The following is a 10989-nucleotide window of genomic DNA, read 5'->3' on the forward strand; positions in this document are numbered from 1 at the left end:
CCCCCCCCCCCCCCCCCCCGCCACTCGAAGCGACGGGCGTGGATGCGGGCCGCCCGTCCCATCGACGCGCGCAGGCCGGGGGTATGCAGGACGTGGCGCATGGCGCGACCCCAGTCCTCCGGTTCGCGGCTGTCGATGAGCTGCCCGGTCTCCTGGTGAGCCACCGCCTCGCGCAGCCCGCCGGCCGCGGCGGCGAGCACGGGAACGCCGGAGGCCGCCGCCTCGAGGGCGACCAACCCGAACGTCTCGGAGTGGGACGGCACGAGCAACAGTTCTGCGTCCCGGAGCAGCTGTGCCAGGCGGGGCCGGTCGACGGCCCCGGTGAAGGTCACGAAGTCGGAGAGACCCAGCCGACGGACCAACGCGTGAAGCTCCGCGGCATACTCCGCGAAGTCCTCCGAGACGTCGCCGGTGACGAGCAGGTGTGGGCGCTGCCACTGTTCGATGTGGCTCAGGGCGCGCAGGGCCAGGTCGGGGCCCTTGAGCGGTTGCAGGCGGGCGATGAACATGACGTAGCCGTTGTCACCCGTGGCTCCCGCGCTCGCTGCACCGTTGCCTTCGGTGGGGTTGGCGTCGGGGGTTCGGGTGTCGGCGGGGTGGAAGAGGTCGAGGTCGACGCCGGGACGCACGATGACGACCCGGTCGGGGTCGGCGCCGCACCGGTCGACGACGGTGCGGGCCTCGGCCACGCTGATGGCGACGATGGTGTCCGAGAGCCTCGCCACGACCCGTTCGCCGTCGACGCGCCGCGGGCTCTCGGGTGGTTCTCCGTCGGAGAGCGGGCGGTTCGGTGGCGCGGCCACCGAGTGGAAGCTCTGCACGTGCGGGACTCCCATCTCGCGTGCCCAGGCCAGGGCGGCGACGCCGGACATCCAGTGATGGGAGTGGACGATGTCCGGCCGCGCCACAGCGCGCAGGCCAGCCGCGAATTCGTCGATGTGGTCGTCGATAACGCTCTTGGGCAAGGGCGTTGGCGGTCCAGCGGACACCTGCCGCAGGGTGACGCCGGGTCGCAACTCGCGGATGTCCGGGGATTCGGTGTCGGCTCGCCGGGTGATCATCTCGACCTGGTGTCCGCGATCGGCGAGCGCGTCCGCGAGGGCGGACTCCACGACGTTCATGCCCCCGACATCACCGGAACCAGGGTCGGCGACGGGCGAGGTGTGCATCGAGACGAAGACGACGCGCAACGCTCCGGGCGGCTCCATGCCCCATGCTTACCACGAGCGTCAGCGGGCGTGGGCCTCACCTGGACGGCCGGTCAGGGCCAGCGCGAGCGCGAGGCCGATCATCATCACCCCGCCCGCGGCGCTCAGCTGGCGCATCCGGTGGGGGCTGCGGGCGAACCATTGCCGGGCGGTGCCGGCGGCGGTGGCCACGAGGCCGTCGCACGTGATGCCGATCAGGAAGAAGGTGACGCCGAGGACGGCCATCTGCAGCGGCACAGGTGCACCGGCCGGGTCGACGAAGCTCGGCAACAAGGCGATGAAGAAGACGGTGGTCTTAGGATTGGTCACGCCCACGACGAATCCGTCCCGCACCGCGTGGTGCGCCGGACGCCGGGGCGCATCGAGGATCGCGAGCGCGGCCTCGGCGTCGCGACGATGCCGGATGGTCTGCACCCCGAGATAGACCAGGTATGCCGCACCCGCGAGTTTGAGGGTGGTGTAGAGCGCCCCGCTCCTCGCCACCAGGGGCCCCAGGCCGACGGCGATGGCGAGGATCTGGGTCAGGATGCCCAAGCCGTTGCCGAGGACGGACAGCAGCGCGGTGCGCCGGCCTTCAGCCAACGCCCGGCCGATGGTGAACAACAGGCTGGGCCCGGGGATCAGGCACAGGACCAGCCCCGCGATCAGGAAGCTGAACCACAAGTGGGCGGGCGGCATACGGATCACTTCTCCCTGGCGAGCGGCGCGGCACCGACATCCCAGAGATGGTGGACCAGATCGTGCAGCAGGTAGCGCCCCAGGGTCGTCACCGTGAAAACGGACCCATTGCTGCGGCGCCCGGTGCGCCCCCACGCATCTGCGGGGACGGCGGCATACGTCCGGCTCAACTGGGTTGCCGCGGTGGCGAGGTCGGCCGCGACCTGGCCGGGATCCTGCTCCCAGTAGCGCTCCTCGAGTGCTGTCGCGTCCTGATCCCAGTTGGCGAATCCGGGGTCGATCTCGGTGAGCATCAGCCGGGTGCGCTCGTCGAAGATGCGGCAGACGTCCCGGACATGGCAGCTGTATTCGAGCGGACTCCACGTCGTCGGGGCAGGGCGGTCGCGGACGTCGGAACGCCGGAGCACCTCCTGCCAGGGCGCGGTCGCGGCGGCGATGCGGATCGCGAACTCGCCGGGCGCGATCAGGGCCCCGGCGAAGCCGCAGTCGGGGCAGGGCTGCTCGATGACCCACGTCCAGTCCTTCGCGTCGGGCGCGGGGGTGGGAGGCGTCTGGCTCGTCGGGTCGGGCATGGGGTCATGGTGACGTATGTCGGCCCGTTCGGCGTAGGGCATTTCACGCCGGAGCACGGCCACGATAGTTTCGGATGGTGCCCAACGCCCTGATGCTCGCTGCCGCGGTGGCACTCAACGTGACGCTCTTGGCCGTCGCGATCGTGCTGGCACTCAACGGACGACCGGGACGTCACGCGAAACCCCGCCCGCACCGCGACGCCTTTCGTGGCGCCGCGACGACACCGCCGCGCCGCAAACGCGCCGCCGTCATCGTCAACCCAACCAAGTTCACCACGCTGACGCCTGTGCGGTCGGCGCTCGGTTCCGTTGCGGCAGAACTCGATTGGGACCAGCCGCTGATCCTGGAGACCACCCGCGAAGATCCCGGCTATGGGCAGGCCCGCAGCGCCCTCGATGCGGGGGTCGACCTGATCTGCTCCCTCGGTGGCGACGGCACCGTGCGCGTTGTCGCGAGCGTGCTGGCGGGCACCTCGACGCCGATGGGTCTGCTGCCCGGCGGCACCGGGAACCTGCTCGCCCGCAATCTCGAGTTGCCGCTGACGGATATCGGCGAGGCGTTCCGCGTCGCCTGCGCCGGCCGGAACCGGGCGGTGGACGTCGCGTATGCGGCCCTCGCTCCTCCGCCTTCCCCAGCCCCTCATCCCGGCGAGCAGGAAGCCGGCGGCCAGGGAGCGGGCGACTCGACGGAGGCGGCGGACGCGGTGGCGCAGCACGCGTTCCTGGTGATGGCGGGCGTCGGCTTGGACGCCACGATCATGTCTGAGACCAGCGAGGAGTCCAAGGCAAAACTGGGCTGGACGGCATACGCGGCAACGGGTTTGAAGAACTTCCTCGGCACCCGCATTCGCGCCGACGTGTCCGTCGATGGTGGTCCGGCCCGGAGTGTCACGGCGTCGACGGTGCTCATCGGCAACTGCGGACGGATCACGGGCGGCATCAACCTGATGCCCGACGCGCGCATCGATGACGGTGTCCTCGACGTTGTCGTCCTGTCCCCCAAGGGTTTTCCGGGATGGGTCGATGTGACCGCGCGGGTGCTGACCCAGCACCGGTCGAATCGCACGGAGCGCCTGCAACGGCATACGGCCACCGAGGTCGTCATCGCCACCGACAAGGCACAGGCAGTGCAATTGGACGGAGACGTGATCGGCGAGACGACACGGCTCACGGCTCGCATCGTGGCCAAGGCCCTCCTGGTGCGCGTGGCAGCGTTGGGCGAACCCGGCCCGGCCGGGTGAGGGCTGGTCCCGGATCCACCCCGCCCGGTTCAAACTCGAGACCCAGTCGTCAGGTGCCGTCGCGCCACTTGCGTTCGAAGGGCAGGCGCCAGCTGAACGGGGCGATCAGCTGGTGGATCTGGTTCGGACCCCAGGACCCTTGGTCGTATGGCCGCACGATCGGCGGGTTCTCGATGAGCGGGTTGCTGATCTCCCATAGGCGCTCGACCCCGGTCGCGGAGGTGAACAGGGTGCTGTCACCGCGGGCAGCGTCGTAGATGAGGCGTTCGTAGGCCTCGAGGACCGCCCCGGCCCAGCTGGTCTCCTCCATCGAGAACTGCATGGACAGCTTGTCGAGGCGATAACCGGGACCCGGGTGTTTGCCGTAGAAGGACAGCGACATCTTCGGCTGGTCGGACAGGTCGAAGGTCAAGTGATCGGGGCCGTGGTCACCGACGCCGGAGCCCGCCGGGAACATCGAGCGCGGCGGCTCCTTGAACGCGATGGAGATGATGCGCGCCCCCTGGGCCATGCGCTTGCCGGTGCGCAGATAGAAGGGGACGCCCGCCCAGCGCCAGTTGTCGACATAGCACTTCAAGGCGACGAAGGTCTCGGTCTCGGATTCGGGCTTGACACCGGGCTCGTCCTTGTAGCCGACATACTGCCCGCGCACGACATTGGTCGGTTCGATCGGCAGCATGGATCGGAAGACCTTCGTCTTCTCCCGGTTGATCGCCGCTGGCTCCAACGCGGTGGGTGGCTCCATCGCCGTGAAGGCGAGCACCTGGAACAGGTGGGTGACGACCATGTCGCGATAGGCGCCGGTCGACTCGTAGAAGTCGCCCCGCTGGGTCAGGCCGAGCGTCTCGGGCACATCGATCTGGATGTGGTCGATGTGGTTGCGGTGCCAGATCGGCTCGAAGAGCCCGTTGGCGAAGCGGAAGGCCAGGATGTTCTGCGCCGCTTCCTTGCCGAGGAAGTGGTCGATCCGGAAGATCTGGGACTCGTCGAACACCTCGTGCAGTTGAGCGTTGAGCTTGACCGAGGACGCGTGGTCGATGCCGAACGGCTTCTCCATGATGATGCGCGAGCGCTCGACGAGCCCCGCCGCGGCGATCGTCGACACCGCCGCGAGCGCGGCCTTGGGGGGGACGGAGAGATAGTGCACCCGCAGCTCGTTGTCACCGGGCAGGAGTTCCTCCGAGCGCAGCACCGCGGCACGCAGGGCCTCCGGGCCTGCGGAGAGCGGCACATAGTCCAAGCGTTGGGCGAAGGCATTCCAGTCCTCGTCGTTGAGGCTGCGGGTGCTGTGCTCCTTGATGGCAGTCAAGGCCAGGTCGCGGAACTCCTCCAAGCTGATGTCGTCGAGCGAGGTGCCGACGACGCGCACGTCGTCGAGCAGCCGGCTCTGGAAGAGATGGAGCATCCCGGGGATGAGCTTGCGCTTGGACAGATCGCCGGTGGCACCGAACAGGATGACGGTAAGCGGAGCAGCCATGCGTTCATCTTGGCGCCTGCGGGGCCGAGGGCGCCACGGATAGCCCGCCCGATCTCGGTGCACGCCGCTGATGAAGGGGAAGGTCAACCTGGGCGCAGGCCGGCCCACGTCCCGACATCGCACTGCCCGTCGTCATTGCATCCTGCGGCGATCGCCGTGCCATCCGGCCGGATGCCGACGGTGTGCCGAGACCCCGCCGCAATCGCGACGATGTCCGTCCACGCGGCCACGTCGCATTGGCCGCAGGTATCGTCGCCGGCAGCCCGGACGCGGCCGTCGGACGTGAGTCCCAGGACCGCGACCGCGGCTGCGCCTACCCCGGCTGCACCGCGACCCGATTCGTGGAGATCCACCACCTCCAGCATTGGGAGGACGGCGGAGGCACGGACTACGACAACCTGATCTGCCTGTGCCCGCACCACCACGATGCCCACCACGCCGGAGTCTTCACCATCGCGGCGAGCCACAACGCGGTCATACCGTTCACGTTCGCTGCCCGCGGGGGGTGGGCCATCCACGCGACGCCGCCCGAAGCCGACGACCCTGGTCGCGGCCGACCGACCGACGCGGGTTCCTACACTCCACCACTCGGCGAACGCGCCGACTACGGCTGGATCACCTACCGCCGCAACGACACTGCATAGTTGATCCAGCTCGCCCGGAATCCGCAGTGACGCGTCTCGCCGCAGCCGTCCGAGGGAGGCGAGGGACTGCACGCGTTCACGACGGCGTTGGTCACCGTTGCGTTGCCCATCGTGGCGTTGTTCACCGTGGCGTTGGCCCGAGCCTGAGCAGGGCCAGCGTTTCTCCCTCGTCGAACTCGCCTGTCGGCTCGAAACCGAGCGCCCGATAGAACGGCGCCGGGCTGCCCTTGCCCTCCACCCAACTGGTCTCGATCTCGGTATGCCCGTTGGTCCGCATTCCGTCGATCCACTGACTTAGCGCCCGGCGCCCGGTCCCGCGCCCCTGGTGACGCCGGTCGATCAGGAACCGCCAAAGGTAAGGCGTGGCCTCGGAATACATGACGAAGCCGACCGGCTCCCCGTCGGCCTCGATTCCGCGCAGTTCCGGGATGAGCGGGAGGCCGTGACGGTCGCCGTGGAAGAAGGCGTCGGCATACGAATCCTGCACGCTCGCCACGAAGCGCTCCTGCGAGCGATGCACGCGCAGCCGCGAATAGGCCCAGCGGTTGTCGTCGGTGATCGGGACCAGCCGGACATCCGCGGGCGGTCCGGTCGGGCGGTCGCGCCAAGCCCGCCGTTCGTCGGCCGTCATCGAGTAGTAGAGGTTGTCGTCCCAGACCCCTCGCCACCAGAACGACTGGCGCGTCAAGGATTCGAAGGTGAGACCGAGCCGCTCCAACAGCCGGGCCGAGGCCAGGTTCTGCGTCGACAGCTCCGCTGTGATCCGGTGCACGCCGTGCCGCTCGATGACGTGATCGATGAGGGCGGTCGTGGCCTCGTGAGCGATGCCCTGGCCTTGGGCGGCGGGGATCAGACTGAACCCGATGTCGGCGACTCCCCCGTGCTCGTCGATCCCGACATAGGCGTCCCCGACGAGTTGGCCGTCCCGGACGATGGCGATCTGATGACCGCGCCCGGCCACGAGATCGGTTAGCCCCTCATGCTTGGCCACGAGCGCGCGCGCCTTCTCCTCGGAATAGGGGAGATCCCAGTCCTGGAGCGCCGCCACCTGAGGGTCGTTCCGGTATGCCGTCAGCGGCGCGATGTCCTCGTCGGCGACGAAGCGCAGGACGAGGCGATCGGTGCGCATCGGAAAGGCTGGCTCGCTCACCTCCAAAGGGTGACGACGCCGGGAGTTCCGCGCAAGCGCTTTTCTGAGTCGCGACGGATCACGCAACAAGGCCCCGGGCCGCCCGGGGTGGTCGCGGCGGGTGAGGTCCACATATGCCTGATCTCGGGACCCGACCTCGGCCTGATCCGCTGCCCGATCGCAGGGCGATGTCACACTCGGCGCAGTTGCTCTGTCACATGGGCATGAACAGTCACGAAGACAAGAACACTCACGAAGACAAGAACACTCACATCGTCATCGTCGGGGCAGGCTACGCGGGTGTGTTGGCGGCCAATCGAGCCGCCGCCAAAGGCCACCAGGTCACGCTCGTCAACGACCGCGACAGCTTCGTGGACCGGATCCGGCTGCACGAGGTCATCGCCGGTATCAGGACCCCCGAGGCCGCCCAGATCCCGCTGGAAAAGGCGGTCCGCCCGCGCGTGCGCCTCGTCATCGCCCCGGCAGCCCGAATCCGCTCGCGCACCGTCGAACTGGCGACCGGCGAGACGGTCAGAGGCGACCACATCGTCGTCGCCACCGGCAGCGGCGCCGGGCCAGGCGGGTTGGAGTGGGCGGAGACGAACCACGCCGCCGTCGCCGGTCTCCCCCCGGGCGCAAGCGTCGCGGTGGCGGGCGCCGGGCTGACCGGTGTCGAGGTGGCGAGTGACATCGCGTATGCGCGCCCCGACCTGCGCCTCACTCTCGCCGACCCCATCCCGGTCGGCACCAGCTACTCCGATTCGGGGAGGCGGCACCTCCTCCCAGCACTGGAGCGGCTCGGTGTCCGGATCGCGTCGACAAACTCGCGGCGCTGGCCATGTCACTGAGTCGGCGGCCCCCCGCCGGGTGAGAATGCGCGCCGGTCCGGCGGGACGAAACTAGGCTGGGGTGATGACCGAGCGGACCGCCTTCGTCCTCGGCGGCGGCGGCGTGCTCGGGGCGTCCCAGGTCGGCATGATGCGCGCCCTCGCGGAGGCCGGCATCACACCCGACCTGGTGGTCGGCACCAGCATCGGCGCCCTCAACGGCGCCTTCATCGCCTCCGACCCGACCGTCTGGGGCGCCGAACGGCTGGCGTCGGTGTGGGAGGAGGTGGTGCGCGAGGGCGTGTTGTGGGAGCGGCCGGTGCGCAAGGCGGCCAAGATCGCGCGCAATGTCACCCACCTGCTCACCCACGCCCCGCTCGCGACGCTCATCGATCGCTACCTGCCGGTGCACGAGTTCGAGGACCTGGCCGTTCCGTTCCAGTGCGTGGCCGCGCGGATCGAGGACAGCAGCGCGGCGTGGTTCGACGCAGGGCCGATCGCGCCGGCAGTGCTCGCGTCGTGCTCGGTGCCGGGGCTGTTCCCGCCTGTGCGCATCGACGGCGCCCACTATCTCGACGGGGGTCTCGTCCACTCGATTCCCATCGGGCGCGCCCTCGAACTCGGCGCGACGTGCGTCTATGTGCTCCAGGTCGGCCGCGTCGAACAGCCCCTCGCGGTGCCCCGCGCGCCGTGGGACGTCGCGACCGTGGCCTTCGAGATCTCGCGCCGGCATCGCTACGTCGAGGAACTCACGCGCATCCCCGAATCCGTTGCCGTGCATGTGCTTCCGAGCGGGACCTCCTCGGCACCGACGGTATCGCTGAGCCAGGCGCGCGGGCGCCGGGTCGCCGAACGGATCGAGCAGGCGTATGCCGCCAGCACCGCCTATCTGGCCGGCGATCCGGTCGAGCCAGACTGAAAGGGGTTGGGGGACATGGGTATGCGGTCGATCCAGCCGCCGCCGGTGCTGGTGCGCCGCGCCTTGCGTGTCGTGTGGCCGCTCCTCGCTCTCACGATCACGATCCTGGGGCTGCCCGTTCTCGTGGCCGGTGCGCTGGCGTCGGTCGTGGATCGCCGCGCGCGGCTCTTCCGCGCGACCAGCCTGCTCATCCTGGTCGTCTGGCTCGACGTGCAACTGCTGATCGGCTGCTGGCGGCTGCGGCTGGCCGACCCGCGCGGCGCGTCGCCCTCCTGGTATCCCGACCACGAGCAGTTGCTCTCCGACGTCCTGGACAAGGCGATGGCGTTGGGGCGCAAGTGGGTCGGATTCGAGGTGCGGCTCGACGACGTCATGGACCTCGGCGACCCGGGCAAGCCGCTGATCGCCTTTGCCCGCCATGCCGGACCGGCCGACTCCCTCGCGGTCGCCTGGCTGCTCTCGCGCACCGGCGGCCGGCTGCCCCGCATCGTCCTGGCCGACGCCTTGCGCTGGGACCCCGGCATCGACCTCATCCTCACCCGGCTGGGCTCCTCCTTCGTCCCCTCCGCGTCCGGAGCGGGTGACGACCGACTGGCCGGGGTGCGCCGCCTCGCCGATTCGCTCGCGCGCAAGGATGCCCTGCTGCTCTTTCCCGAGGGGGAGAACTGGACGCCGTCGCGCCGCGGCCTCCTGATCACCCGACTGCGGGAAGCAGGTCAGCACGCCCGGGCCCGACAGGCCGAGCGTTTGCGGAATGTGTTGCCGCCCAAGACCAAAGGGGCCATCGCGACCTTGTCGGCGCGACCCGACGCTGACGTCATGATCGTCGCGCATGCCGGCATGGGCCGGCTGACCGGGGCACGGGAGATCTATGCCGCGATCCCGTTCGAGCGGCCCTTCCTCGTGCACACCTGGACCTACCCCGCCGAGACGGTCCCTCACGAACCCGCCGCGATCGAGTCCTGGCTGTCTGCGCGCTGGGCCGAGATCGACGCCTGGGTCGAGCGGCAGGGCGAATGAGGGCCTCCTCGCAAAGTCCGACGTTTGGCGGGTCCTGACTCGTCAAACGTCGGACTTAGCGACCGAAGAGCTGGGTGCCCCAGTCCTCGTCCGGGCCGAGGCCGGGCGGGCAAGCGAAGAGGGCGGAGCCGGTGTGCTCGATGTATTCGTTGAGCACGTCCTTGGCGGCGAGGGCGCGCTGCATCGGGACGAACTGCTTGTGGGCGTCCCGCATGAACGCGATGAAGAAGAGGCCGGCGTTCAAGTGGCCTTGACCGTCGGAGCCGTCCGTGAAGTTGTAGCCCCTCCGAAGGATCCGCACTCCGCCGAGGTTGCTGGAGTGGGCCAGCCGCACGTGCGCGACCATCGGGATGGCGGGCTCGCCATCCATGCGCTTGGCCGCGAAGTCGATCGTCTCGAACTCGTCCGTGCCACCCAGCGGCTCGCCCTTGAGCTTGCCGCGGCCGAAAATGTCTTGCTGTTCTTGGAGATTGGTCCGATCCCAGACCTCGATGTGCATCCGGATGCGCCGCGCGACGAGATAGGACCCGCCGGCCATCCACGCCGCCTCGCCGGACACATCGGACGGCGCGACCCACACGTGCTCATCGAGCGCCGCGGTGTCCTCGGCCATGATGTTGGCGGTGCCGTCCTTGAACCCGAACAGATTCCGCGGCGTCGCCTGGCTCGATGACGTCGAACTCGTTCTGCCGAAACCCAATTGGCTCCATCGCACCGACACGACGCCAAAGCCGAGGCGGATCAGGTTGCGCACGGCGTGCACGGCGACCTGCGGGTCGTCGGCGCAGGCCTGGATGCAGATGTCGCCGCCCGAGGTCGCAGGATCGAGGTCGTCGCCCATGAAACCCGGCAACTCTTCCAGGGCGTCCGGCCGCCGTGCCTCGAGGCCGAAACGCTCGAAAAGGGTTGGCCCATAACCGATCGTGATCGTCAGGTTCGAGGGCGGCAGGTCGAGCGCCTCACCCGTGTCGGTGGGCACGCCATACGGCCCCAACCCCACGGCACCGCCCGGCGCTGCCTCGGCGCCGTAGGTCATCCGTTCGGCCGCACGCGTCCATGCGGTGAGCATCTCGCGCAACTCGTCCGCGGACTCGGTCGTCACGTCGAGGGCGACGAAGTGCATGCGGTCCTGAGCCGGCGTGGTGATGCCCGCCTGGTGGGCGCCGCGGAAGGCGATGGGGTCGCCCCCGCGAGGACGTGCGGTATGCGGCGTGCTCGCCTGCCCCGGCGACGTCGCCGCGTCGGCGCGGTTGGCGGCATACAGCGCCCCGGCC

At 69.5% G+C, this 10989-nt stretch carries 12 protein-coding genes; 5 read left to right on the top strand and 7 right to left on the bottom strand.

The window, feature by feature from the left end:
* The 3 genes from BN11_RS17155 to BN11_RS17165 form a co-directional block, all read right to left on the bottom strand.
* Positions 1-1208: glycosyltransferase (locus tag BN11_RS17155; protein WP_053084161.1), on the bottom strand; the 1208-nt coding region annotated here is incomplete at its 3' end.
* Between the two features lie 21 nt (positions 1209-1229).
* Entirely contained in the window at positions 1230-1886 is a 657-nt protein-coding gene (locus tag BN11_RS17160) for a LysE family translocator (protein WP_048699543.1), read from the bottom strand.
* Between the two features lie 5 nt (positions 1887-1891).
* The gene (locus BN11_RS17165; RefSeq protein WP_048699544.1) at positions 1892-2458 is read right to left on the bottom strand and encodes a DinB family protein; all 567 of its coding nucleotides are present in this window, start codon (positions 2456-2458) and stop codon (positions 1892-1894) included.
* Between the two features lie 74 nt (positions 2459-2532).
* Between BN11_RS17165 and BN11_RS17170 the strand changes: the two genes are divergently transcribed.
* Complete coding sequence (locus BN11_RS17170; RefSeq protein WP_048699545.1) at positions 2533-3699, top strand: diacylglycerol/lipid kinase family protein; 1167 nt, start codon at positions 2533-2535, stop codon at positions 3697-3699.
* A 49-nt stretch (positions 3700-3748) separates the two neighbouring features.
* Here BN11_RS17170 and zwf read toward each other — a convergent pair whose 3' ends face one another.
* Together zwf and BN11_RS25375 are read right to left on the bottom strand one after the other, a co-directional pair.
* Entirely contained in the window at positions 3749-5176 is a 1428-nt protein-coding gene (gene zwf, locus BN11_RS17175; RefSeq protein ID WP_048699546.1) for a glucose-6-phosphate dehydrogenase, read from the bottom strand.
* An 83-nt stretch (positions 5177-5259) separates the two neighbouring features.
* Entirely contained in the window at positions 5260-5406 is a 147-nt protein-coding gene (locus BN11_RS25375) for an RCC1-like domain-containing protein (protein WP_235435525.1), read from the bottom strand.
* Here BN11_RS25375 and BN11_RS21410 point away from each other — a divergent pair.
* The gene (locus tag BN11_RS21410; RefSeq protein ID WP_235435526.1) at positions 5359-5820 is read left to right on the top strand and encodes an HNH endonuclease signature motif containing protein; all 462 of its coding nucleotides are present in this window, start codon (positions 5359-5361) and stop codon (positions 5818-5820) included. The two genes, BN11_RS25375 and BN11_RS21410, sit on opposite strands and share 48 nt — an antisense overlap.
* 121 nt (positions 5821-5941) lie before the next feature.
* Here BN11_RS21410 and BN11_RS17185 read toward each other — a convergent pair whose 3' ends face one another.
* Positions 5942-6970: a GNAT family N-acetyltransferase gene (locus BN11_RS17185; protein ID WP_157044244.1), complete on the bottom strand. Its 1029-nt coding sequence runs from the start codon at positions 6968-6970 to the stop codon at positions 5942-5944.
* Positions 6971-7173: 203 nt separating this feature from the next.
* Here BN11_RS17185 and BN11_RS17190 point away from each other — a divergent pair, with 203 nt between their 5' ends.
* The 3 genes from BN11_RS17190 to BN11_RS17200 all read left to right on the top strand — a co-directional run bounded on the left by BN11_RS17190 (position 7174) and on the right by BN11_RS17200 (position 9715).
* Positions 7174-7797, top strand: coding sequence for an FAD-dependent oxidoreductase (locus BN11_RS17190; RefSeq protein WP_162213274.1), 624 nt, complete (start codon positions 7174-7176; stop codon positions 7795-7797).
* A 64-nt stretch (positions 7798-7861) separates the two neighbouring features.
* Complete coding sequence (locus BN11_RS17195; RefSeq protein ID WP_048699549.1) at positions 7862-8695, top strand: patatin-like phospholipase family protein; 834 nt, start codon at positions 7862-7864, stop codon at positions 8693-8695.
* 15 nt (positions 8696-8710) lie between these two features.
* Entirely contained in the window at positions 8711-9715 is a 1005-nt protein-coding gene (locus tag BN11_RS17200; protein WP_083433844.1) for a 1-acyl-sn-glycerol-3-phosphate acyltransferase, read from the top strand.
* 55 nt (positions 9716-9770) lie between these two features.
* On the opposite strand, the gene efeB is transcribed toward BN11_RS17200, so the two are convergent.
* Positions 9771-10989 (bottom strand): iron uptake transporter deferrochelatase/peroxidase subunit (efeB, locus tag BN11_RS17205; RefSeq protein WP_048699551.1); only part of this gene is annotated, 1219 nt, incomplete at its 5' end.

Source organism: Nostocoides australiense Ben110 (genome assembly GCF_001050535.1).
Taxonomy (GTDB): Bacteria; Actinomycetota; Actinomycetes; order Actinomycetales; family Dermatophilaceae; genus Nostocoides_A; species Nostocoides_A australiense.